At 40.4% G+C, this 24,587-nt stretch carries 19 protein-coding genes; 9 read left to right on the plus strand and 10 right to left on the minus strand.

The window, feature by feature from the left end; all coding sequences use genetic code 11:
• Positions 1-705: 705 nt before the first annotated feature.
• Positions 706-2,232 (minus strand): ATP-binding protein, encoded by a 1,527-nt coding sequence (locus tag BLU80_RS15060; RefSeq protein ID WP_091400105.1) that lies wholly within the window; start codon positions 2,230-2,232, stop codon positions 706-708.
• Between the two features lie 150 nt (positions 2,233-2,382).
• On the opposite strand from BLU80_RS15060, the gene BLU80_RS15065 reads away from it, so the two are divergent.
• The gene (locus tag BLU80_RS15065) at positions 2,383-2,724 is read left to right on the plus strand and encodes a hypothetical protein (protein ID WP_091400106.1); all 342 of its coding nucleotides are present in this window, start codon (positions 2,383-2,385) and stop codon (positions 2,722-2,724) included.
• Positions 2,725-2,863: 139 nt separating this feature from the next.
• Here BLU80_RS15065 and msrA read toward each other — a convergent pair whose 3' ends face one another.
• The 6 genes from msrA to BLU80_RS15095 all read right to left on the minus strand — a co-directional run bounded on the left by msrA (position 2,864) and on the right by BLU80_RS15095 (position 7,889).
• A complete protein-coding gene (gene msrA, locus BLU80_RS15070; RefSeq protein WP_244518956.1) occupies positions 2,864-3,547 on the minus strand; it encodes a peptide-methionine (S)-S-oxide reductase MsrA in 684 nt (227 codons plus the stop codon).
• A gap of 211 nt (positions 3,548-3,758) precedes the next feature.
• Positions 3,759-4,658: an AraC family transcriptional regulator gene (locus tag BLU80_RS15075; protein WP_244518958.1), complete on the minus strand. Its 900-nt coding sequence runs from the start codon at positions 4,656-4,658 to the stop codon at positions 3,759-3,761.
• On the minus strand, positions 4,655-5,176 hold the full coding sequence (locus BLU80_RS15080) for a thioredoxin family protein (protein WP_091400108.1): 522 nt from the start codon (positions 5,174-5,176) through the stop codon (positions 4,655-4,657). Before BLU80_RS15080 ends, BLU80_RS15075 begins: the two co-directional genes overlap by 4 nt.
• Positions 5,173-5,904 carry a peroxiredoxin-like family protein gene (locus BLU80_RS15085; RefSeq protein WP_091400110.1) on the minus strand — a complete coding sequence of 244 codons (732 nt, stop codon included), beginning with the start codon at positions 5,902-5,904 and terminating at the stop codon, positions 5,173-5,175. The genes BLU80_RS15080 and BLU80_RS15085 overlap by 4 nt, the downstream gene beginning before the upstream one ends.
• A 91-nt stretch (positions 5,905-5,995) precedes the next feature.
• Positions 5,996-6,538 (minus strand): carboxymuconolactone decarboxylase family protein, encoded by a 543-nt coding sequence (locus BLU80_RS15090; protein ID WP_091400112.1) that lies wholly within the window; start codon positions 6,536-6,538, stop codon positions 5,996-5,998.
• A 52-nt stretch (positions 6,539-6,590) separates the two neighbouring features.
• Positions 6,591-7,889: a spondin domain-containing protein gene (locus tag BLU80_RS15095; RefSeq protein ID WP_091400113.1), complete on the minus strand. Its 1,299-nt coding sequence runs from the start codon at positions 7,887-7,889 to the stop codon at positions 6,591-6,593.
• A 149-nt stretch (positions 7,890-8,038) separates the two neighbouring features.
• On the opposite strand from BLU80_RS15095, the gene BLU80_RS19775 reads away from it, so the two are divergent.
• From BLU80_RS19775 to BLU80_RS15105, 3 genes are all read left to right on the plus strand, one after another.
• Positions 8,039-8,182 (plus strand): hypothetical protein, encoded by a 144-nt coding sequence (locus BLU80_RS19775; protein WP_211481875.1) that lies wholly within the window; start codon positions 8,039-8,041, stop codon positions 8,180-8,182.
• Positions 8,183-8,577: 395 nt separating this feature from the next.
• Positions 8,578-9,078 (plus strand): SRPBCC family protein, encoded by a 501-nt coding sequence (locus BLU80_RS15100; protein WP_091400156.1) that lies wholly within the window; start codon positions 8,578-8,580, stop codon positions 9,076-9,078.
• A gap of 48 nt (positions 9,079-9,126) precedes the next feature.
• Positions 9,127-10,002 carry an alpha/beta fold hydrolase gene (locus BLU80_RS15105; protein WP_091400116.1) on the plus strand — a complete coding sequence of 292 codons (876 nt, stop codon included), beginning with the start codon at positions 9,127-9,129 and terminating at the stop codon, positions 10,000-10,002.
• Between the two features lie 202 nt (positions 10,003-10,204).
• Here the strand turns inward: BLU80_RS15105 and BLU80_RS15110 are convergent, their stop codons facing one another.
• A complete protein-coding gene (locus BLU80_RS15110; RefSeq protein WP_091400158.1) occupies positions 10,205-10,894 on the minus strand; it encodes a DUF1295 domain-containing protein in 690 nt (229 codons plus the stop codon).
• 82 nt (positions 10,895-10,976) lie between these two features.
• A complete protein-coding gene (locus tag BLU80_RS15115) occupies positions 10,977-12,530 on the minus strand; it encodes a M61 family metallopeptidase (RefSeq protein ID WP_170831259.1) in 1,554 nt (517 codons plus the stop codon).
• Positions 12,531-14,155: 1,625 nt separating this feature from the next.
• On the opposite strand from BLU80_RS15115, the gene BLU80_RS15130 reads away from it, so the two are divergent.
• On the plus strand, positions 14,156-15,118 hold the full coding sequence (locus BLU80_RS15130) for a sugar phosphate isomerase/epimerase family protein (protein ID WP_211481876.1): 963 nt from the start codon (positions 14,156-14,158) through the stop codon (positions 15,116-15,118).
• 542 nt (positions 15,119-15,660) lie between these two features.
• Here BLU80_RS15130 and BLU80_RS15135 read toward each other — a convergent pair.
• The gene (locus BLU80_RS15135; RefSeq protein WP_091400122.1) at positions 15,661-18,528 is read right to left on the minus strand and encodes a glycosyl hydrolase 2 galactose-binding domain-containing protein; all 2,868 of its coding nucleotides are present in this window, start codon (positions 18,526-18,528) and stop codon (positions 15,661-15,663) included.
• A gap of 648 nt (positions 18,529-19,176) precedes the next feature.
• Here BLU80_RS15135 and BLU80_RS19905 point away from each other — a divergent pair.
• The 4 genes from BLU80_RS19905 to BLU80_RS15155 all read left to right on the plus strand — a co-directional run bounded on the left by BLU80_RS19905 (position 19,177) and on the right by BLU80_RS15155 (position 24,394).
• Positions 19,177-19,767: a phage integrase SAM-like domain-containing protein gene (locus tag BLU80_RS19905; RefSeq protein WP_244518960.1), complete on the plus strand. Its 591-nt coding sequence runs from the start codon at positions 19,177-19,179 to the stop codon at positions 19,765-19,767.
• A 498-nt stretch (positions 19,768-20,265) separates the two neighbouring features.
• Entirely contained in the window at positions 20,266-21,834 is a 1,569-nt protein-coding gene (locus BLU80_RS15145; RefSeq protein WP_091400124.1) for a VPA1262 family N-terminal domain-containing protein, read from the plus strand.
• Positions 21,827-22,423 carry a hypothetical protein gene (locus tag BLU80_RS15150; RefSeq protein ID WP_091400126.1) on the plus strand — a complete coding sequence of 199 codons (597 nt, stop codon included), beginning with the start codon at positions 21,827-21,829 and terminating at the stop codon, positions 22,421-22,423. The genes BLU80_RS15145 and BLU80_RS15150 overlap by 8 nt, the downstream gene beginning before the upstream one ends.
• A gap of 3 nt (positions 22,424-22,426) precedes the next feature.
• Complete coding sequence (locus tag BLU80_RS15155; RefSeq protein WP_091400128.1) at positions 22,427-24,394, plus strand: hypothetical protein; 1,968 nt, start codon at positions 22,427-22,429, stop codon at positions 24,392-24,394.
• The last annotated feature ends 193 nt before the right edge of the window (positions 24,395-24,587 follow it).

Below are 24,587 nucleotides of genomic sequence, written 5' to 3' on the forward strand. Positions count from 1 at the left end.
GGACAGGATACATTCAATTGATATAAAGGGAATCCGGCAGTATATTAAATCTTATTACTTATCACCAAGGGAAAGCTCTTTTTCGACCGTGTTTTTGTAAGAATCTGTACCACTACCTATGCCTGGCAGGCAAAAGCAAGGCACAATACATACTGAATGGCGGTATGGAACCACCGCATATCTGAATGACTAAACCAGAAAATTAATATCCATTTAAAAGTAAGCCATTGCCAAAACATCATAAAGTAAAATCAGGGTTAGCCCGTTACAAAAGAATTCATATGTGCGAAGCCCACTGGTCTTTTGCACGCTATATACCCTAATTCACCCACTGCAAATTTTAAAAACATGATTAGCTAGTTCATTCTATAATCTGGGCAGGAATAAGATTTAATATTTGAGACAAAACCGGCTGTCCGGGAAATTCCTTAGATTTGCTCATGGTAAAATTGGTTTGTAGTTATCTCAAATTTACCAAATTTTGGGGTGGTTTTTCTAAATCACCCCTTTTTTCTTAAATTTTACCCGGACAATAGTGATAAGAAAAGTATGCTAATAAATAGGCTACGTTCGACCATGGAGGCCCGCAAAGTTCATCTAAAGTCTAAATTGCAATCTAAACCGGATATAAATCACAATTTTATCACTTGAGGAGTACACGAATTAATTTTCATATAAGGCAGAACATCAAATAAAAGAGCCATTTTACAATTCTTCTGTTTTATAATCATTCACTGTACGTTGCGCTGAGGAAAAAGAAATCCCGACCGCTATTTTCTTTCTTAAATCGGACTCGTAAGGCTTTAAATATCCTTTATTCTTAATTTGATGCAGGGCATCCTCAGCGGTACCATTCAGCTTTAGTTCCATAACGTATATATAGAGCTCTGTTTTGACAAGAATATCGCATCTGCCCGTGGCACTATGAACCTCAGTATATACATCTACTCCGCTCAGTTTGAAGGTTAAATAGGTGAGGATATGAAAAATAGATTCAGTATCTCCCTTCCAATGGTCATAGGCTATTGATGAAGTCAACGCATTCAATTGGTTAACCACTCCTTCTATATCAAATCCTCTAAGGCTCCTGTTTAACTTCTTGATTAACTGTAGAGTATCGCCTCCTGAGGTATTCCTATATGTACTAAGCAGGCCCCCTAAAAAACTAGACTTAACTTCCTTATTTGGAAAACCTAATTTATAGAGTTGACGGTCCGAGGAAATTTTTTTAATCGTCAGGTAACCCGTTTGAAAGAGTAGAGAACCAGGGTCGGGATTATCTGTATTAAAACTAGATAAATCCTGGCTGCTGGCCTCAATATCTTCCACATTGTAAATCGAATGCATTTTTAGTTGCTTCAACAAAAAAGTTGGAGTTCCAGTTTCAAACCAGAAATTCTGAAATATTTGATACTTCATGAATTTTAGTAATGAAAATGGATTATAAACCCAGGTGTTCATATTCCACGTATAACCATCATACCAGTCCTTGATCTGGGTAAGAATATTTGGGTTGCTCTTTTGCAGATCATCAATTTCTTCTGCAAAATTTTCTTCCAGCTCCTTTTGTGTGATCCCTATAATTCCGCCATATTGAGGTATTAAGCTAATGTTGTCCAAATTATTTAGATCGGAGAAAATACTTACTTTGCTAAATTGGCTCACACCTGTAATCAGTAAAAAACGAATATACCCATCACTTGGTTTTAAGACAGAATAAAAACTCTTCATAATGGAGCGGTTTGCTTCCAATAGATCCAGATCATCCATAAAATCAATAATAGGCTTATCATATTCATCGATCAGGATAACTACTTTGCCATTTAAAGAGGCCTTTTCTATCAATTCCCTAAACATTAGGTCATATTCCTTCCTGTGAAGCGAAATACCTAACCTATTCGCATTATCTTCCAATGCCCCTATAATAGCATTTTCCAAGCCTCTTGTCCTAAGGCCAATATTAGCAAAATCAAAATGAATTACCGGGTTTGTTTTCGCCCAGTCCCACTTCTCGTGTACCCAAAGGCCCTCAAAAAGTTTTTGGTTTCCGCTGAAAAGTTCGTCAATTGTATCCACTAAAAGGCTTTTGCCAAAGCGCCTGGGACGACTCAAAAAATAATACTTACCAGTATTTACCATTTGATAAATATCCTCGGTCTTATCTATGTAAACATAGCCTCCTTCTCGGATTTCCCGAAAACTTTGCATTCCAAGTGGATAAATTCTGGGCATATAGCAAATATACGAATATTTATAGTAATCCGAAGGGGTAAAAAGCTAAATTAATTCCAATAAGAGCCTTTAAGTTACGAGTAAAAATATTATCTCAAACTGGACTGAACTTGAAAAGGAGATGATGTATATGCCGCAGGTAATGACAAGGTGGCGCGGTACTGGGAAAACGGTGAAATGGTGAACCTGACCTGCCCTGATACTTGTACAGCCCGGGCAACCGGCATCTTCGTTCTGGGAGATGACATTTACGTTTCCGGCAGCGAGACACCTAACACCGGCGGCGGCATGCGTGCAGTCTACTGGAAAAGCGGCGTGACACACATTCTTTTGGATGGTTCAGAATTTGCTCAGGCAAATAATATATGCGTCGTGGATGGAAAAGTCTATGTTGCAGGCATGGTGGACTATTATTCGCCTGCTTACTGGGTGGACGGCAAAATGGAGCGCATTATGTCTCTTGCGCACGTTACCGGCTTTGCAGTCAGATAATCCTTCCTGGCTCTATGCTGGACAATCCCGACCATTCATAATTTGATTCTTCGGGCCTCTAAACAGCCAGGGTAAGATTAACCAAATCAGCATACCCGCCGCCGAGATCAAACAGCTTAATCAAACCATGCTCTTTCCATCATTTAAGACGCGATTTAAAAACCTTTCTGAATTTATCAAGTTTGGGCTTAATAACTAACTGACAATAAGGAACGCCCTTGTTTTGATTATAATAATCCTGATGATAATCCGCTGCTTTGTAAAACACGCTATAGGGAGTAACCTCTGTTACAATCGGGCTATCATAGACTTTTTGCTGATTTAACGCACGTATGACTGCTTCTGCCAACTGCTTTTGTGAGGGATTATGGTAAAATATGGCGGAACGATACTGCGTGCCGACATCTGCCCCCTGCCGGTCCAGGCTGGTAGGATCATGCGCCACGAAAAAGGCGGCCAGCAACTGTTTAAAGCTGATAACGGAAGGATCATATATGATATTACAGGCTTCCGCATGGCCTGTCAGGCCGGTGCAGACTTCCTTATAGCTGGGATTAGCCACTTTACCGCCCGTAAAACCTGAGATCACAGCCTTCACGCCTTTTAACTGACTGAATTGCGCCTCCACGCACCAAAAGCAACCCGCCGCAAAAGTAGCGGTATCCCACCTGCCTCCAATGAACATTTCTTCTTCCTTGATTATATTATTTTTATGAATTATATCAGCGCTAGCCCGGACTGCAATAGTCAGCCCCGTTAGAATGATCACAAGTAAGACGGATAATGAACTAAATCCCTTTTTTGAATGCTGTATTTTATTCATGCTAATAGTTTTAAATAGTATAGCTTCAAGATTTTTTGTATCCCCGGTTTTCTTATCACTCAGTCCAGGGCAGGGGCCATCCTGCAAGTGGTATCAGGGCTTGTTACCGCTAAAACCCGTAAAGCAAAAAAACTTTACAATACGCTGCATTTGACTAGTTAAAACAAGGCCCGTTTATTTTTTATAAAAAGCTGTGTACAACTATTCATGCTCAGGAGCGCCTGAAGCTTGTTATATTAGTCTTTGTATAATTCTTGAAAAAACGGCTAAAATGTGCCGGACTGTCAAAACCCAGCTCGTAGGCGATTTCCTTGGCTGTCTTGTCTGTATAATTCAGGTACCGTTTAGCCTCCAGTAAGATCCTGCTCCGGATAATGACAGATGGAGCGGGCTGCTTGTATAATAAAAATACATTGCTCAGGGTCTTGGGTGATTTATTGAGTAGCGACGCATAAAACCCGACGTCATGATGCGTTTTATAATTCCCTTCCAGCAGCAACGCAAACTTTCTGACCAGATCCATCTTTTCTTCGCTGGCAGCCTGATAACCCACGGACTGTCTTTTGGCGATCCTGGTCGTCTGGATAATGACTCTTTTTAATAAGGTGCGCAACATCTCCCCCTGAAAATGATCACTTAACAGCAGTTCCTCGGCAAAAACTTTTTTCAGGTGCGAGATTTCAGCGAGTTCTTCCTTACTTAAGGTTATAAACATGGGATGTTGAATGCCGTAAAATAAAAAACCCACACAACCCACTTCTGCATCATGATCCACAATACAGTAGAACTCTCTGTTAAACTGCCAGGCCGTCAGGGTCTCCGGATGCTCAAAAACAAAATGCTGACCACCCACCAAAGGTAAAATACAGTTAGGCGGCATGGTATAGGCGACTTCATCTATCATTACTATTTGAGCGCGCCCCTGGTTAAAAACAAAAGTATTGATAGGCTCGGGCTGCCCTCCCTGCATCCCTTTTCCTTTTAAAGATGGTTCCTGACTCAGCATGACAAATTTTGCCGCTGTCTTATCTTCTATATATTCTCTGCGCATATATATGTTTAACCGTTCAAAGCCATCATTTTCTATCCATTTGACGCGCTGCCGTGTCATTCACTGGCCTTAATCCGGGAATGACTGATGAGCCCCTGGGCTTTTTTTGCTAATGCCAACAGTGAGTCACTACCTATAAAACCTTCATAGCGCATCAGCATTTTACCGGACACATCAAAAAACAGCAGCGTAGGATAAGTACTTACCTGCCAAAGGTCCACCAGTCCCGTCCCCTCCTTATTTTCAGCATCTAAGGTGATGGTTATAACATGTTTGTTCAAAAATTGGACAACCCCTGAATCTTTAAAGGTCTCCTGTTGTAATTGCCTGCACGGTAGGCACCAGCTTGCGCCCACTTCTGCTAAGACCGGCCGGTTTATCTTCCCTGCCTCCTGAAGGGCCTGCTGCCAGGTGCCCCTAAAAAAATCAATTTCCGGATGCGCTGCTGTTTGCGCAGTCAACACAGTGCCAGTCAACAGCCCTGTTAGTAAAATTACAAAAAATAAGGCTTTTTTCCTGTTAACTGCCCCACTCCTCACCACCCGATGCAGCCCTTTGATGAATAATAATTTAATCATAGGAAAGGTTTCAGGCTAAGGGCGGCAGCTTTTAATAAATCCCCGTTTAACCTACGCCGAGAGTCCGGATTAATATATTCAAACTGTATACACCCAGTTTTATCAACAATATAGACAGCCGGAACGGGCAGCAACAGGTCCTTATCCATTCCACCTGTGGAAGTGGGAAGTAATTGCAGGTATTCCTTGGGGGCTTTATAGGCAATTCCCAGGCTCCTGGCAAAACTCAGATCCGCATCCGAGAGTAGTGTATATTTAAGTTCTTTTTTTTCCAGGGTGGTTCTTAACTGTTCAGGCGCATCTGTGCTGACAGCCACGAGTTGATACCCCAGAGCTATCAGTTCGGGCTCCAGCTCCTGAAGGCTGGACAACTGTTTTGAACAATAGGGGCACCAGCCTCCTCTGTACATCACCAGCACTGTCGGTTTGTTGTCAAAAACCTTTGCTAACTCCACTGACCTGCCATCTGCATCTTTCAGGCTGGCCTCTTCAATTTTCTCGCCTATCAGAAGCGGGCTGATATCATAGGGAGTCATGGGGTAGATCTCTTTTCCGGACCCTGCCTCAGTGGCAGTTGCTTTTAGCTTTGCATGCGTGGCTGCCTTGTCCGTTGGGCCTATTTGCTGCAGGTTCGCAGCCTGCTGTGCATACGCACCGCCAAAAACACCTGCGAATAATAAAAAACCGGTTAAAAACAGCCTGTATCTGTTATTTTTTACCATGATCATTTTGCTTTTTTTAAGAAGAAAAAAACCGGCTGCCCTTAATCAACAAAATTAACAGCCGGCTATCTATTATGTCACCTTTATACTTGCCTTTTTAATCCAGTGGTTCCGCCAGCGGGAATTCTACCGGGACCCGGGTAACCGCATGCAGCAGGTTACTGATGGTCCGGTCTCCAATTAACAGAATGAGATCCACTAACTGCCCCCTGGTATAGCCCGCCTCGAAAAATCTGTTTAATAACTCCGGATGGGGCACTTTTCTTTTGAGCGTTAATGCATGTGTTAATTTTACCAGTGCGTCAAGCTGCGGATCAAAATCCGCATGTCCCGACCTGATCCGGCGTATTTCCTCTTTTGTAAAACCGGTCTTCTCTGCAACCACCACATGCGCGCTGGTACAATAAATACAGCCGTTGATTTCACTGACAACCAGGTTCACCGCCTCAGCCTGTTTATCCGACAGCGATAGCTTAGTGGATTCCAGGTTAATATATGCTTCCAAAGCATTCTCGGAATAAGCGAGTGTTGAATATAGGTTAGGCACCGCACCGTAACTTTTAGTTAACCGGTCAAAGACCTGCTGATTTTTTTGAGAGACTTCTGCTCTTTTGAGCACTTTAAAATTGCTGTTTTCCACTTTATCTTTTTTATTGTTTGTCGTCTTATTTGTCTTACCTATTTTCTGAGCACTAGTTTATTGTCACCCGAATCATATCCTTGACATCCGGAAGTGTCGTAAACATATTTGGATTGGGCACTTCTGAAATTTCCTTATCTTCTCCCAACGGCGTTCCGGCCAGGTTGAACTGGGTGATTCCTGCACCTGGATACTGACTAATGGCCGTACCGTCGTCATAGAGGCCAAGATCCGCGGCAACGTCTCCTCTTGTAGACCCGTCAATACCAGTTTGATTGGCAAAAAACCAGTCATTGGAAAAACCGTACATAGTGGCCACTGCTATCTTGTCATTTTTATCCAGGGTCAGCTTTTGAGATACGCTGCCTCCCATATCCTCTCCCACTTTAGGTAATAATACGGTGGTGCCACTGGCGGCCAGCACATATACAGATTTGACGCCCGGCAGCTTTTTCAGATAGCCGGCAAGTGCGGTAGCGTCTCCCTTCTGGGCAATATCTGTCAGGCCATTTCCCGGATCCTTCGCCCCCGGCATAAACACCGGATTTTCTATACCGTTATATACCACCACCAGAACAGGAGATAAAGGCGTAAATATGCCGGTTTGTCCGTCGATATAAGCACTCAGCTGTTCAGGATTTCCCATTTCTGCTATGTCCGTCAGTCCATTCTGGCTGAGTTGACCTTCTTTATACAGCGGATCCGGGTTTAACAGTTTGCCTCCGGCGATATAGGATATCGCCCAAACGCCAGGACTAAATGGTGTCGGGTTACTCGTACTCCCTGATGTATTGGTTATCATTAAGGTAAAGGTGGAGTTACCGTCATAATGCAGTTTCGCCTCCATAAGATCCGAAGCAGCGGCGTAGCTGTTACCCTGATCGTCCATGCCTTTAATTTCCTTTATCACCGATGGCGCCGTTTCCGCTGTCCCCGGATGCATGAGCGCTTTACCCGGCTTGCCGTTAATCCTGGTGCCGTTATCCCAGAGCCGAATTTCAGATGAAACGTCCCCTTCTATAGGCGTTCCGTCACTATTGTATAATGCTATGCCCGGGCTGGCCGGAGCAAAGAACAGGTCATTAGACCAGCCATACATGGTCGCAAAGCTTAATGCCTGCCCCTTGGCCGCAGAAAATTGTATGGAAACGGACTGTCCCGGCATAATTAATGAAGAACTTCCCGTATTCATAAAGGTGCCCGATTCAACGAGCGGCCTGGAATCCAGCACATTTTCAACAGTGATGGTGGCAGAACCACCGGACATGTCACCATTGTCATCTTTTTTACAGCTGGCGGACATCAGTGCCATCAAGGCAACTGAGATCCAGGTTAAGTGTTTAGGCTTCATAATATTGATTTTTTATTGTACCACAAATGTAGCTGGCAGTCCCTCTTCCTTTGGTACCTCCATTTCCTTATCACTTACCAAAATTTCCCGAAAGGGACGACAAGACGTGTTTCATCTTTTTTGTGGTTTTAGGTAAAGCAACAGCAGGCATGGCAAACAAAAGCCGCAAGGAATCAAAGCCAACCAAGGCACACAGTGTTAGGTTCTTTTTGAAATTAAAAGATCCGCCAGATGGCTCACTGAAAAACAAATGGCTGGCTCACGCAGCTATTCAACAAAACAATTTCATCTGATTATCAATGAAATATACAATTATTTCAGCGCTAAGTGGATAGATCTGCCGCGCTTTGACCTGAAAGAAAAAAAAATGAGAAACCAATTAGTTGCGTATATTTACAACTGAACGGTTTCATAAAAAAGAATTTCGATATTGAGAGGAAATTTTATTTATGCAAGGATAAGTCCGAGACTTAGGCTATTTGGGCCTCCCTTCCGTTACAGTCGGATGATGTCCGGTGCCACAGGCCGAAAACTTCCCTGATCAGATCAGCGTAAAGCAATTATTTACCCCTCTACAACTCGAAAAAATGAAAAAAGTAGACCTTTGCCTTAAACGATTCCGCAGGATATGGGAAACAAAATTTAATCAGTTAGATCAATGATTAAACATTTAAAAAAAATCCAAAAAATGAACAGCCACTTATTATTTGACTTTATCGTCGACAAAGAAAACAACACCATTCACATGACACGTGAATTCCAGGCAGACCTTCAGCAAGTATGGGCAGCATGGACCACTGCAACGCTACTCGATCAGTGGTGGGGCCCCAAACCATGGCGTGCCGAAACCAAATCAATGGACTTCCGGGAAGGAGGATACTGGCTGTACGCCATGGTGGGACCCGAAGGAGAAAAACATTGGGGTAAATGCACCTTTATCTCTATTGAAAAAGAGAAATCCTTCACGCAAAAAGACAATTTTTGCGACGAAAACGCCGTAGAGAACCCAGCCTTCGCACCCAATATATGGGAAAATAAATTTGACCAAAAAGAAAATAAGGTTGAGGTTGATGTCCTGATCTCTTTTGAAACATTGGCGGATCTTGAAGCCGTTATTTCCATGGGCTTTAAAGAGGGCATGACGACGGACTTCAATCAACTGGATGAACTGCTGAAAGCCGCTAAATAAATCCCGAAGTCCATTATCTGTATTCTTTCCCCTTAAAAGTTATATGTTATGAAAACGACATTCCAACTACCTAAACCATATAGGGCAGTTTTGCTGCTGGTCATCTTCCTGCAGGCAGCACTGCTTTCAACGGGGCAATCCATTAAGCCTTCTGAAAGCGGATATGCACCGGCTAACGGCGCGAAAGTTTATTATGAAGTGTATGGAAAGGGCGAGCCCATCGTTTTAATCCACGGGGCCTTTTATACCATCGGATTAAACTGGGGCGCATTAATCCCGGAATTATCTAAAACAAGAAAAGTTATTGCCATCGAACTGCAGGGGCATGGCCATACGCCGTATTCTGAAAGGAAATTATCCATAAACACCCTGGCAGACGATGTCAAAAGGGTTATGGATTACCTGAAAACTGACCGGGCCGATATCGCCGGATACAGCATGGGCGGTTCCGTAGCTTATCAGTTTGCCATTCAATATCCTGAGCGGTTAAGAAAATTAGTTATTATATCTTCCACCTATAAAAGCAGTGGCTGGCTGCCCGTGGTCAACAGTGGGTTTGATAACCTTACACCAGAAATCTTTGATGGCACGCCCATTAAAACAGCCTACGACGCTGTAGCACCGGATACAACCAAATGGAAAAGTTTCTTAAGTCAAATGTTCGCTTTTGCCAGGGATACCTTTGACTGCGGGGATTCTAATATTGCCAAAATCCAAGCACCAGTATTGCTTATTTCTGGTGATAATGACGGCCTAGATAAGGTTGAACTGATGAAAACATATGAGCTGTTAGGCGGTGGCATAAGCGCTGATTTGAGTCCCATGCCGAAATCCAGGCTAGCTATACTACCGGCTCAGAGCCATGTCAGCCTGATGATGCAGACCGGGGCAATCCTGGGTTACCTGAATGACTTTTTGAAATAATGCTACCTTTTGACAGAAGTCCTGCTTTTAAGCAAAATATATATCGCCTCAAAGCAGGGCATTCTGATTAGCGAATCAGGATGGTTTATATTTCTGAAAACGACTAAATCTTCACATAAACCGCTATCATTTAGCAATCTTTTTTTGTCAACCTAATTTCTATCAGTAGGAAAACAGCTTTCAGCGGTGGCCTTTTTCCCATTTAGTAAATAAAGGGAACCAGCATTTTTGTTTTACGGGCGTATTGGCTGTACTGCGCTCCGTATTTCTCTTTCAGGTATTTGTCCAGTTTCGGGGCATTATAAAAAGCAAAAAAACAAAACAAAAATACCGGTATAGTTAGGGCGTAGTAGTTACGGGTTAGCACCGCATAGGCGCTCACCCAAAGAATATCACCAAAGTAGTTAATATGACGGGCGTAATGAAAAAATCCCCCTGTATAAATTTTCCCTTTATTTGCTGGATTTTTTTTCCACCGGTTTCTGAGAATCTCTCCGCCACTGTTCAGCACGCAACCGGCGACAAATAAAAGCACAGCAGAAATATCTACTCCGTCTACGGGCTTAGTGGTGGGCAGCACAAACAAACTGAATCCTATGTAATATAGCGAAAACGCAAACGGGACGCTTATACTTTCTTCCCAGGGTATTTTTCTTTTTAACAGAAAAAACATCATATAGCCTAATCGTAGAAAAGTAATGATATTAAAGATAAAAATAATAATTCTTCTCGCCGGAAACGCATTTTCATTATTTACCTTGAATAAATTGGCAAACCAGTCACCTCCTTTCTGAAACAATATCCAAAAGGACAACCACAAAAGAAAAATTTCAATAACGTGAATGGTGATTTTCTGTGGAATACTTTTACTATTTGTACCGTATAAATCCATTTTTGTTTTTCTGACCTGAAGGTACAACACCCGCAGGAATTATTGTGGGCTTTTATCATTGAAAAAGGCAATCTCTTTACGCTTACTTCAAAGCTTTCACTTGGGGTATGATTTTATCCACCTGTAAGACAGGAATATACCGGATAACCTTTTCTTTCCCTTTATCCACTACACCGATTTCGGCAGGTTTGCTGGTATTATTGAACCAGACAGATAGCCTGTCCGTCAGCTTCATCCCATTGGCAAGTCCCGCTTTGGCGGCGTTACTTGCTATTTCCAATCCTCTAATTTCACCTGCTTTTCTACTCGCCTGCCAGTCAAAACCAAGATCAAACACCTTGTCAACCTGTAAACTATCTGCCTGATAGATCCTTCCGATAAATAGCAGTTTCGTTAACCGGCTATTGTCCCCACCGTTCGCCTTATCTATGGCCATGGCCGTAGCCGCGTCACTGTAAGAACGAACCAATCTGCTGAACAACACATTTGAAAAAATCATGGCAGGGCCGCTTTGTCTATATAGGTCACGCAGCAGATCATCCAGTGACCCTTGGCTTTTTTCCCTGATCCGGCTGTCAATGAGAAAAGCCAGTATCAAGCCCCTCCGGTAGGATAACAATTTAAGTTCACTGCTTTCCCAGTACCTGCCGATCAGCTTTTGAGCTGCCATATTAAAATAAGGCGATAAATAATAGTCTTTTAAATAGCCGTTGATCCTACCTAGGAACTCATCCTTTGAGATGAGTCCGGATTGAAAGAGGATTTTAAAACTATAGTATTCTGTAAAACCCTCGCTGAACCATTTATAAGGCTCATCCGGCTCCGGCATTTTCAACCCGAGCCCCAGCCAGTTATGAAAATATTCATGGGCAATCATGGGCAGCAGATTGCTTTTCAGGTCAAGCCCAACACTTTGGAAAAGGCTGAAAGCATGATAATGCGCCGTGCCACCGGTATTGCCCTGGTCATACAGGGGTAGAAATAACGTAAAATAATATTCAGGCCCCTTTTCATTCCAAAAACGCCTTTCGGCCTGGATAATATTCGTTATGCTGGAAAAAGCAGTATCATCCGAAAACGCCAGTTTACCTGTAAGCGCTACCACAATCTGGTGTCCTGCAACCTTTGTCGTCCTGGATCTTAACTTACCTGCACAGAAAACAGCATTCAAAAGGCTTTCCTGACTAACGGTGAATTTCCCGTCAGTAGCATTGGCATAAAAACTGTTGCCGAAAAAATCATCTTTTGAGAACCCTTCATAGCTCAGCCGACATTTTATATGTGCCGTATCCGCCAAACTTGGATAAACGAGACCGCTGTAACCTTCAAAGTAAAAATAATCCGCATTAATAACAGGCCTGAAATAAAGCGGGTACTTTAAAGGTCCTTCCCAGTCCTTATGTAGTAAATAACTAAATACGACATTCGTGCCCGGCTTGTATCGAACGGTATACTTATCCCGCCTATCCGTCGCACTGATAACTGTTGCAGGCGAAAGGGCAGTTAAACCGGATACCGCCTTATAAAGTGACTGCTGACTGGCCCATTTATCCGGTAAATGAAGCGTCGTCTCTCCGGTAGCGTTTCCGGTAAAAGCCACTTTAATTATCAGGGTCGTCGAATCTTTTCTCGACAAAGTGTAACTTAGATCCGGCTTCTGGCCGGAGCAAACCAAAGAAAAGCAAATGGAAATAAATAAAAATAAAGTCTTCATACGTTAGTTATCATCTCTATGCAAATTACTGTTTAATTGATTTATTGCAAAATCCTGCTTCTACCCAGCGCCTATTCTTTAAAAGACTGATGGAGCTGCCCTGAAGGGCAGCTCCATCAGTCTTTAGTTTGGCCTTTTTCTAGATAAGGCAAAAAATAGCAATATAGTTAGTTATATTGCTATTTTTTATTATATTAATATCTGATTAAACGACTAGATATGGGATATCCAACTAAAATTCAGATAATAAAAAGAGCAAAGAGTCAGCAGTGGTATGTAAATTATCCAGCTGCCGTGGCTCAGGCAATAGAATTTAAGCAAGGATAGATTGGTGAGTGGGTGATAGATGATCACCAGCGCCTGGTACTTCAGCGTAGTGATGAATCTGTAAAAGATCTTTTAAAAAAACTCCCCAAAAAGAAGGAGTAGTTGCTTGCTTTAATGAATTATTCGATAGATGTATAACAGCTTTCAACCAATCCAGGACTTTTCACAGAGCTCAGGATTTGTCTCACGGAGTTATTTCATGTATTGGACGTTGTACGATAACAGGGATGTTAACAGCAAGTGGGAATCAGTTTAAGACTGGAGTGCGGCCTATCGAATATTTAAGGGTGAAAGAATGGATATGAATGCCATTTTTTCTGAAGTTAGAAAGGAGATCGTGTATCAAAATAGAAAGACAGGCGATTTTATTTATGCATACATGGACGATACCCTGTTAAGGAACAGAGGGAAGAAAATATCAGGGACCGGATGGCAAAGGTATCCACTTGGCCCCCGTTTTGTAATAATTTCATTGGGGGCCAACGATTTGTTCAACTCTCTTTATCACTCATTGAAAAAGACCTCTGCGGTCCATCAAGAGCTATCCCGGTAGACTTCAAACATTGTCCTCCCACCAAGAAGCCGTCAAAAAATGCGACCGACCAAGAACACCTGGCTGACCAGCAATTTAAACGCAAGTTTGCCATAATAGGCACGGACATTTGCGGGTTAGGTATGCGTTCCTGTATTTGGTATGGGGGTGATAGGCGATCGAGATGCCCAGGTGCCAGTTATTCCCTTCTTAAAATACAGTGCTTCTTAAAACCGTGTACTTAGGGAGTATAATAGTGTTGGGTAATCATTTGATTTGGGCTGTCTTTTTTGTTTATAAATATGAATGGAGACCACAAATTTGCAAAAGATATTCAGTCCCCAGATGACAACTTACAGGAAGGTTGGTCAAATAATTAAAAAGGCAAAACCAGCTCTTTAAACCGGATATTTATATCCCGTGATTGACAGCAAGGCCTGTCTCACTAATTATTGCTATATTTATAGGGCGCAATATTTAGATATTGCGCTTCAATGGTTTTCTGACCTTTAATTAAAAGGACAAAAGGGAGCAGCAGGCACAGCTTCCAGTAATTTGTCTCTTTTTTTACTGATAAAGGCTTTTTATTAAGAAATCATTGAATGGTGGCTTGGAAGCTGTCTATTTGGCAATATGGTAGCAGGATAATAGAAAGGTGGTTGATTTACATAATCTCAGATAACAATTTATGAAAGCAAAAGAAGTTTCAAAAAATGTAGTGACCGGTAGTATGGTTTCCCGCGGTGAATTTTTGAAAAGAAGCGCGCTCGCTTCCCTGGCAGTTTTAACTGCCAGCCGTTCCTTACGTGCGGGATCCTTATTTTTACCAAGTCCACCTAATTCTAAATTTCATGGGGTGCAGGTTGGGGTTACCACTTATTCTTACCGCAGCATGGTGGACGAGATTCATCATGTTCTTCAATATATTGTAGAAAGTGGCATCAACGCTGTAGAACTCAAGGGACATGCGGTTGAAAAATATGCCGGGCTGCCGGAGGATAAATCAAAAATTGCGGAATGGCGCGCTACTGTCGGTATGGAAAAGTTTAAGGAGATCCGTCGTATGTTTGATAAGGCAGGGGTCCGTATTTACGCATTTAAACCGGACAATGCCTTAGGAGTGAACAATACGGATGAAGAAATCGCTTATGCACTTAGGGTCACTAAGATCCTTGGAGCGCCGACTACTACTACGGAATTACCGAAGGAATCTGCGCAAACGCTGCGGCTGGGTAAAATGGGAGAAAAGCATGGCGTATTTATCGGATATCATGCACACCTTCAGGCTACAGATACGGTATGGGATACAGCATTAACGCAATCTCCCAATAACACGATGAATCTGGACTGTGGTCATTATATAGCCTCTGGTGGTGCAAATACCGCGCAGTCACTCTTGGCACTAATTCAACATAAACATGACCGTATTACCTCTCTTCATATAAAGGACCGTAAAACAAAGGCCCACGGCGGTGCCAACCTGGCCTGGGGTGAAGGAGATACACCCATTAAAGAGATCCTGCAACTATTAAAAAATAAGCAATATAAGTTCCCGGCCACGATTGAATTGGAATACCAGATTCCTGAAGGCTCAGATGCGGTTAAAGAGGTTAAAAAATGTGTGGAGTATTCAAAAGAGGCGTTGGGGTAAAAAGGCTATAATGTGAAATATACCAGCCTAAGTATAAATAAAACTATGATTAAGTGATGCAATGTCCCTTAGCAATTCTTCAATTATTTTTATCACATCTATCTGTAACTTATGGTTATAAGTAGAATCAAAAATTACTACTTAATGCAGGTTGGGTAGTCCGATTTAAATAATTATCATTTAATTTTATACAAAATAACTTTCATTTTCCCACACTAATCATCATAGAGCCAATTTTTTGGGGCTATTTTGCGTAATAGCAATTTATTTATATCTCTGGCAGATAAAACCATTATTTAAGCAAAAACAATACAAAATAGACATTCTGATGGACGAATGAAGCATGCCTGCTTTGCCGAAAAAACTGAAGCTGCACATACACTGCCCTCGTTGCAACAAACCTTCTTTCGCCAGTCGCTGCCCTCCTATTCACAAAGAATTGGACGCTCAGATGCTATTGCCTGTGGGCCCTGCCTGCTTTTATTTTTTTTGAGGGATCACTCGTAAATTCCTGTTTTAATAAAATTCAGACAAAACTAAAATCAGTGAACAGTATATGTTTTAAGATCCATATTAATGGCGGATACCTGCAGTTTCATGGAAGACTTAATCTCCTTGGCATCCTGATCACTATATTCTATGGAAATCTCTCTGGATTCTCCAGGCAGTAAGCTGATAAAGTTATCTGTATAAAGTGCTCCTTTGACCGGTATGGCGTTATGATGAAGCAGCTGCAGCTGGATAAAAAAAGCAACGTGACTGCCCGTATTTTTTAAGTTCACCCGTACTATAGCGCCGTTTTTTGTAGCCCTTTTCTTTTTGACCCTCACCTTTACTACAGCCTTCGGCAGTTGGGCCGCTCCCTTAAAACCGCCTACGGCAGGCCCCGTTACGGTCCAGGCGCCTTTATAGACATCTGTTGAGCGCCAGTAAAAAGAGCTGGCCACTTCTCTACCTTTGTTATCCAGTAATCGCAGTTTCAAAAAATGCACCGGGGAGATATCCCTTGGAAAAGCTATAGTCATTATCTTACCAGCCAGGCCGTCTGCAGGGATATCGGTCTTTTTTTCACCTTTATTCAACAGTCTGCTATTCATATCATACAATTCATAGCGGACCGTGTATCCGCTGAAGGCTTTTCTATAATCATTATAGACCGACACCGTGCTGTTTAGGTAATCAAACTGAACATGCAGGGGTTCAAGACCGTTTTTAGCATAATAGAGCGCAGCGGTAGGCTCCAGACTCCAGTCGTATAAACGACTGGCCACCTGCGGCTCCGGACTATTTATATACCAAAATAGGAACCCTGAGGCGAAGCGGTCGCCGTAGCCGAACTTATTGGCATTCCAGACTTCCATGATAGAGCGGTAGTTCATGGCCCCTACGAGCTGGGCTTTACGGACATAGTCTGCTATGGATGCAGACGGCCCCCACTCTTCTACCGCCTTATGATAATCCGTGGTCATCTTATGAAACCCACCTCCGTCCATATAATCCCAGACTTTTTTATCAATGGGCCATAGGTCTTTTTGGGGCATCATCTCTTTTAAGGAAGACAGGATGGGCAGGCAGGGAGCGCCATACTCCGGATTAAACCCGTCAATCCTGCTGCCTCTTTTGGACGCCGTATTTTCAAAATACTGCATGGGGTTGACATAGGTATATGGGCTGCCGTCATGTACGCCGCAGCATTCGGATTGCTTTTGATAGTTGGTAGCGCTGTCCAGCGCGTAAATCACCTGACCTGCCCCTGGCAGCTCCGTGGACTCATTGGCGGAGACATAATAGGCTACCGATGCATGAGACCGGATCCTTTGGATGGTACTGCGCAGGTTGTGCATGTAAATAGCTGTATCTTCCGGAAACCGGGTGTTACCGGTAATCCAGAACTCACTCCAGACCATGAGACCTAAAGAGTCACACAGATGATAAAAATAATCGGATTCTGCGATCCCCCCACCCCAAAGCCTTAACAGGTTAAAGCCTGCCTGATGAATATAGCGGAGCTCGGTAAAAGTCCTCTCCACTGAGTTTTTAAGCGTGGCTTCCGGAATCCAGTTGGCTCCACGGATAAAGATGGGCACCCCGTTCACTAAAAACCGCCTGGAGGAGTCCGGCGTCTGCCGGTCGGTAGAGATATCCCGGACACCAAAATAACTGGTCAGCTGATGGCTGACATTTTGCTGGACATTGCGGCCAGCGTCATGAGATCTGTCATCCCTATTATTAGCACCTTCAGGGTTATCCCCCTTGTCATTACTTACAAAACTGAGGTCCAGCTGATATAAATGCTGCTCCCCTTTATGTATGGGCCACCAAAGCCTGGGACGCCGGATATTAAGTTCCGGGAAATCCTCCGCACTCAGAACAATCTGCCGGGTTTCCCGGGCTTTAAGGGTAACCGGCTTTTGTATATAAACCCCCAGTTCCTTTATACCTATCCGTACCTCTCCCTTTTGAATAACATCCGAGCTGTTTTGCAAATCCAGCGATATGGTTTCTCTGCTGCTGGTAGTATCTGGCAATGGGAGCTTTGACTGTACATAAGGATTTTGAATCTGAACAGGACCGGTAGCATAGAGTTCCACATCTTTCCAGATACCGGTATTGCGGTCTCTGACTCCGTCAGGGAAGGTAAAATCCCAGCCCACACTCATGAGCATGGTGGTATTTTTTCCAATTTCTCCATCGCCGCCATTTTGCCCCTCCCCCTTGGCGCCAGGCATGGCGGTTTTTGGAGGCAGATTAGAACCGGTATAGTCGACTGGCAATATATCCACCGCCAGGGCATTTACCCCATTTTTGTCTACTATACCTGTAATGTCAAAAGCCTGACTATTGAACATACCGGCCATACTGCCCAGTTTATGTCCATTTAACCAGATAACGGATCTGTAATTGATTCCATGGAATTTTAACCAGATGCGCTGCTGGTGGAAGCTTCGGGGTACTTCAAAAGTGGTCCGAAACCAATAATGATAGAATTCCCGGCCGGCCGAGGCAATGTCCGGAATCAGTCCCCGGCTGATGCGGTTATTATCCCCATAATAAGGATCAGGAAACTTACCGTCTGCTACAAGGGAGTTTAAAACGGTGCCTGGAACAACTGCTTTTTTCCACCCTTGCTGCTTATCATCATAATCAACCTGGGAGATTTCCTGACCGTTAGCCGCACCCAGTAAGTCAGCACGCTGCATAACCCAGGGACTGCCTGGTACACCTAAGCCCTTGGCGGCCTTCTTATCCGAAGATCTTAAAAAGACCGACTCGTTAGCTGAGGGCTTGCTTAATGACGCGGTTACTAACTGCGCTTTTATTAGCCCTGGCAAAAGCGTCGCTGTCGTCAACACTGCGATTATTAAGCTTGCGACCTGGCATTTCTTGCTATTTCCCTGTTTAAGAATCATGGTAATGATCTGTTTTTGTTCCTTTTCTTATAATTAATTGAATCATAAGTAGATACAACTCCGCCTCTGCCTCAACTTCAGTCCCGTCTTATCTCCTTGCCGGATTTTTTAAAATAAATGCTTCATTAAGTCGACATGTCTTGTATAACAGTCAGTAATTCCTCAGTGTTATTCAGTGTTATTTCATGACTGTTTTGCTTTTGATAAGCCTGAGCATAGAGTTGAAGTTGTAGTAGCAATAGACCTAAAAGCAGAAGTTAATCTACTTGTCAGTTTGGTTCTTGCATTTCCCTACCTAATTGAGACTAATATTCTGGCTACTCTACAAATTTCTATTAACTAGGCAGAAAAGACCCGACAAATCCTTTCAAATAATCGATGTTTTCTATCATTCTGACGGCATCAGTAATCATACCCGCGACAGCCACCCCAATACTTAATATTTAAAATAAATTTTCAGTAAAAAAACATCAAAGATTAATAACAGGTAAAACGATTGTAAATAAAGGCTTTGCAATCGTTTTTTAATTTTTTGGTAATGAGGTAAAAAGCAGAAAAAAGCGAGGTTAGGCAAAAGTAAGGTTACTAAAACGTTACTTTCAAGCATTAGAAACAACCGATTTAAAATGCTGTATTTCAGCTTTCTGCATGGTTTTTCATATTGTTCGTAGCTCACATAGATTTAATTTTATCATTAAGAATTGCGAGTATGGAAACGACAAAAAATCAACATTTAAGGTACTATTCTACCTTAAAAAGAACGCCCCGAAGAAAATCGGAAAAGTTACGGTTATGTGCAGGATTACCGTAAACGGCAAACAGTCTGCATTCAGTACCAAGCTGGATATTTCCGCAACAAATTGGGATTTGAAGCACGGCAGGGTTTTAGGTAAAAGCCGGGAAGCCCAAAAAACAAACAGCAAACTTGACAAAATCCATTCAGGTATTGAGGAATGCTATTCCAAAATTCCGAAGAACGAGGGGGCTGTAAACAGTACTAAATTTAAAAATTCCTTCCTCGGTATGGAAAGCGGAGAACTGACCTTTTTCAAATTCTATGAACAGTTCTTATCCGAAAATGAGAAAAAGGTCGATAGCGGACTTCGAGTAAATGGAACACGAAGTAAGTATAAAACACTATTAAGACATCTTCGCAACTTTGCACTTACAAAATACGGATACTCTGATGTGTCTTTTAACAACCTTACTCCTGATTTTGCACAGGACTTTGATTACTAACTGCGTGACGACCAAAGCTTGACACATAACACCATTTGGCTGCATATGATTGGATTAACCACGCTTTTTCGTTTGGCAATGAGCAGAAAGCATCTTGCTTTCAATCCGTTCAGCGAGAATAAGAAAACCAAAAAGGACAGAGACCGTGGTTACCTGTTGCGGAATGAGCTGGAACAGCTTGTAATGTTCAACTGCGACTTAAGGAAGGACGAGTTAGTAAAAGACATGTTTGTTATCAGTTGCTTTACTGGTCTTTCCTATTCAGATATGAAAGGAACATTGCCCCTACGCAGATTTATGCCAAGATACTCAACGAGAAAGTTGGTAAGGATATGCAAAAGGTACCGCATAAATTTAAAGGGTTGGAACGGTCTTTTGTTTCGCAACTTTTAAACCAATAAAGCGATTAAAGAAAGTCAATGCAGGTTTTGCATTGGCTTTTTTTGTACTTTAGAGCACAATAAAGCGTATACTTATCATAAAGACAATATAAAGTCAATGATTCAAAAACTGCAACCATACTATAAAAAAGCTATTAGGACATCCTTATTGACTCAAGATAGATTATCTAAAAAATGGTACCATTTATTTTCTGTAATAGAATTATTCACAGAGGATGAATATGTTTATAAGATTCCAAACAGTGATTGGATAGAAGGGTGTATAAGAGCCAAACAGTCAAAATTAGAAGAATATTCATTGTATCTTTCAATTGATGAAATAGTTTCTTTTGATGAGGCTTTAAAGGCTTTTGAAAAACCGTTTGAAAACTTTTTCATTGACGGACAAAAAATATCTTTCGTTAATTCATCTTTTGTAAAAGAACCATCTGGAAATTATCCTTTAGTTTTCGCTTCTAACTTCTACACAGACAAAGGTATTGCTTCAATCCTTCCAAAAAGAAAGTCAGGTTTATTGGTTTGGTGTCAAATTGACAACCAACGAAAAACCGACAATAAATTTATTTCTGCAAGTGTAACAAAGGAAATGTCAGCAATGCAAGAGCTAACTATGGAGTGGTTAGGTTTTGACATTTTACAAAAAAGAGAGCACATAGGAAACATCTACCTATCTGCACCAAATCCATATTTCAGAGAAGTAGAAATGTCTCTTTCTACCGACCCAATGGGTGTGTTTTATAAAATACTAACGCGCAAAAATAATTTTGAGCCACTAAAATTCAGAATTATAGATAAGCATGGAGGTGCAATAGCATTGGACAAAACCATTGAAATAACAAAGCAAGTAGACCTTATTGAACTTCCGCACGAACCTCACTTATTTGAACTAAGAATATACAATCAAGATAATGACTTGATTGCTATTCACGAGCCTGCGACTTTTCTACGAAGCATTCAATTTGGAATGTCTATAAAACAAGCTGATTTTCAGGTCAAAGTAGAAACAGAAAAAGGAAACAAAGAATTTATGGTAGAAAAATTTTCTAAACAGAAGCCTAATATTATAGGTAAAACAAAGGATTTCGCCCCTGAATATTATTTCCAAAACGCAGACAAAGAGAGACAACACATAGAACTTGCCCAACGCAAAGAATTCATTTTTTATCCGGGAGCAAAAGAGGAAGCCGAAAAAACAAAACTGAAAGAAAATGCAAAATCTATAATTAGAGAAATCATAAACAACGCTAACGATACTTGCTATTTATGTGACCCATATTTTAGCAGTATGGACATTGTTGAATTTGCATTTCAAATTAAAAATTCAGGAGTTAAAATAAATATACTTAACAGTAAAGAAGCCGTTTCAAAAGAAGAAGCTAAAAAAATAGCAACCGTAATAAACGAATACAACAGCAAACCATTTGGAAAAATTGAAGTTCGAATTCTTAGAGGCAACAGCATTCTCCACGATCGATTTATAGTTACTGATAAAAACGTCTGGTTCATAGGAAGTTCATTCAATGAGTTTGGAAATAGAGCATCATGCATAGCCAAAATTCCAGACTCTTCAGGTAAACTCATCATCAAAGAGATTGAAAAATGGTATAATTCAGATGAGTTTTCTCAAAATATTATAGACTTTACAAAAGAAACAGAAAATGGCTAATATTTTTTTGACAAATTCTGAAAATACCGCACTTAGAATGCACGAGTGTGGGGAGGGTGAATACTGGTTTTACCATAAAGGTTCTTTCCCAAATGACAATCCTCTTTTGTATCAAGAGTTGATTGATAACGCCAATAGTCAAATAGTTATTTGGGATCCGTATTTTAATGTAAATCCTCCAAAAAATGAAGACCAAAATATCTTTGCTAATATAAAAAATGATATTACTATTAAAATATTAGTTTATAGGTCATTTCAAAATAATAGGAATTATTTGAACGATGTTAAAAATACTTTAAAAGTCGTTATTCCACCTGATAAGGATTGTAGGTTTGGTATGAGATTTATAAATGGCGATGACACTCATAATCAAGGAGGTCGCTTTTTTCATGACAGATTTTTAATTATTGATAACAATGATGTTTTTTTAATTGGAAGTTCTGTTGGTTATCATATTAAGCCGGAACTATCAACAGGAATCTTTAAAGTGTCTAACAATGAAACAAAAGGTTTCATTAAATCAATTTTCAAACACTATTGGGATAATTCTACAAAGCACGAAATTCCACTGACCTTTTTACACCTTTAAATAATGAATAAAGAAATTTTTTATAATTATGATTGTTACGCTCTTGAGCGAATATACCCTGAACGCAAATTTGTTGAAATTTTAGAACAAATTTCATCGCTGAATGACTCTATAAAGCCATTCATAAGTAATGTTACCGACTTGTTGCACACATCAATCAAAGATGATAAAAATATAGAAATTACAGAAATTGTTTCACCAAACATAGACGAAGAATTAGAAAAAAAATTAGCAGACAGTCCACTTTATACTTCGTATAAATCTCATTCAGAAAAAAGCTTATCGAAATTTGTTTTCAATAAATTTTTAAGAAGAATATTCAAAAAGGACGGTCACAATAACGAAACTCACGTTATTCAAGATTACATTCATTCGTGGTTAGAGAAAAATTTAGCTATAAACATTGTTCAAGATTCACGCTTTAGTTCTTTAGAGGTACTAAAATCGTTATTGGATAAAACCGAAATGCTTCACGGTTTTTATGTTGACTTAATTAAAAATATCCCAACTGAATGGATTTTAAGTAACAAAGACGAATGGATAAATGTAAATGTTAGTCCTGATAAATTGCTTGATAATATTAGGACGTTTGACAAAGAATTTGTCAATGGATATGAGAGTTCTTTATCAAAACTATCAAAAGAAAATCTTTGGAATTTTGTTCAAGAAGCAACAGGTAATTCGGATTATATGATGTTGAACCGCGAGTTTAGCTTTATATCTTCCGTTCTGATTAGAAAAGACATTTCTCTTTGGATTGAATTTTGGGATAATCTGAAACTTCCCGCAATTCAAGATTGTGTGTTTATGTCCTCGTTGAATTTTGTACCACAAGAATATTTACAATTGGTTTCTATACTTACAGATGAAAAAACATCTGTAAAATCTGACTTGAAAGTTCTCTTGTTTATTGTTGCTCAAAATTATTTTGAAGCATCAAATAAATTGACGGAACGCTTTTCTATCTATGAAGATTTAGAAAGAAAAAATGAAAGAAACCAACAGTTTTTTGAGAAAGGAATTAAGCAACAAAAAAAATGGCTTGAAGAAAAGAAAAAGAACTATAAGGCTCTAATCCAATCTTTGAAGAAAAAGCTATCAAATTCGGAAATTGAAGATTGGATTTTTAGTTACCGACCAAGAACAAATAACTGTCAATATAGACCAAACGATATTTACAATTTAGAAATAAAGTTATTGACGGAGGTTTACAAAGAAAAATGTGTTGAATTTTTGAGTTTAGATTTGCAATCATTCAATTTACAAAAGTTCAATTTTTATGTAGAAGTAATCAAAGACAAAGAAGACAAAAAAAATGCGTCAACTTTACTTGGGGCAATGGTAATTTATATCTCCTCCGATAAATTCTATTGGGATAAAACTTATGTAGAGCCATATTGGTCTGCATTAAAAGGCTTAGGATTTATAATAGGTCAACAAGAAAAACCTATTGAAAAGGCAAAAGAGTTAATAAATAAATTTAAAATAATTCATCAAGGTTGGAATCCATATAAAATTGACTATAAGCTATTAACGAAGGAAACTTTTATTTATTCGGGTATTTCATTGCTGCTTGAAAATGAATCAGCATTCAATAACAACAATGATAAAGAAATCTTTTTCAAAGAATTATTAAGTCATATTTTAATCCAAGACAGATATTCTCAGGTCGACAATTCAGAATATTATCAAATGCCATTACATTTATTATTTTTAGTTGCCAATCAAATACTTCCATCTATTAAAGAATATTATGAGTTAGAACTTATTAATAATTATGATAACCTGTATTCTCTTTTATCTGTTTTATCAAGTGAAGAAAAACCTATTTGTGATACCTCTAAAAAATTAATAAGTGAACGGCTTGATAAAGAATTTTTTGTAGAAAAAAAGCAGTTCAGTAATCGTAGCCAAAAAGATAAAGTACAAGAGTTAGAGAAGATGATAGAGCTGTTAAACATTGAAAATTAACAGTTTTTGATAAGAAATATTAAAAAGAAATTTCTTATTAAGAAACAGCCAACTGTTTTAGCAGTGGGCTGTTTCTTTAATTGACGATACGGTTACAGTTTCACACAATCAGCTAACACTGATAGTTATATTCCAACACCTTGCGAATATCGCTTTCACGGAAAAGGATTTTCCGTTTTCGTTACCTGACTTT

The sequence above is a fragment of the Arachidicoccus rhizosphaerae genome (genome assembly GCF_900107765.1).
Lineage (GTDB): Bacteria > Bacteroidota > Bacteroidia > Chitinophagales > Chitinophagaceae > Arachidicoccus > Arachidicoccus rhizosphaerae.

Bases quoted from the DNA above. Each gene is read 5' to 3' on its own strand.
- BLU80_RS19905 (WP_244518960.1), top strand. From the start codon at position 19,177: ATGGTTTTTCATATTGTTCGTAGCTCACATAGATTTAATTTTATCATT.
- BLU80_RS15155 (WP_091400128.1), top strand. From the start codon at position 22,427: ATGAATAAAGAAATTTTTTATAATTATGATTGTTACGCTCTTGAGCGA.
- BLU80_RS15130 (WP_211481876.1), top strand. From the start codon at position 14,156: ATGAAAGCAAAAGAAGTTTCAAAAAATGTAGTGACCGGTAGTATGGTT.
- BLU80_RS15110 (WP_091400158.1), bottom strand. From the start codon at position 10,894: ATGGATTTATACGGTACAAATAGTAAAAGTATTCCACAGAAAATCACC.
- BLU80_RS15075 (WP_244518958.1), bottom strand. From the start codon at position 4,658: ATGACACGGCAGCGCGTCAAATGGATAGAAAATGATGGCTTTGAACGG.
- BLU80_RS15135 (WP_091400122.1), bottom strand. From the start codon at position 18,528: ATGATTCTTAAACAGGGAAATAGCAAGAAATGCCAGGTCGCAAGCTTA.
- BLU80_RS15095 (WP_091400113.1), bottom strand. From the start codon at position 7,889: ATGAAGCCTAAACACTTAACCTGGATCTCAGTTGCCTTGATGGCACTG.
- BLU80_RS15060 (WP_091400105.1), bottom strand. From the start codon at position 2,232: ATGCCCAGAATTTATCCACTTGGAATGCAAAGTTTTCGGGAAATCCGA.
- BLU80_RS15105 (WP_091400116.1), top strand. From the start codon at position 9,127: ATGAAAACGACATTCCAACTACCTAAACCATATAGGGCAGTTTTGCTG.
- msrA (WP_244518956.1), bottom strand. From the start codon at position 3,547: ATGAATAAAATACAGCATTCAAAAAAGGGATTTAGTTCATTATCCGTC.
- BLU80_RS15145 (WP_091400124.1), top strand. From the start codon at position 20,266: ATGATTCAAAAACTGCAACCATACTATAAAAAAGCTATTAGGACATCC.
- BLU80_RS15085 (WP_091400110.1), bottom strand. From the start codon at position 5,904: ATGATCATGGTAAAAAATAACAGATACAGGCTGTTTTTAACCGGTTTT.
- BLU80_RS15100 (WP_091400156.1), top strand. From the start codon at position 8,578: ATGAACAGCCACTTATTATTTGACTTTATCGTCGACAAAGAAAACAAC.
- BLU80_RS15150 (WP_091400126.1), top strand. From the start codon at position 21,827: ATGGCTAATATTTTTTTGACAAATTCTGAAAATACCGCACTTAGAATG.
- BLU80_RS15080 (WP_091400108.1), bottom strand. From the start codon at position 5,176: ATGATTAAATTATTATTCATCAAAGGGCTGCATCGGGTGGTGAGGAGT.
- BLU80_RS19775 (WP_211481875.1), top strand. From the start codon at position 8,039: ATGGCAAACAAAAGCCGCAAGGAATCAAAGCCAACCAAGGCACACAGT.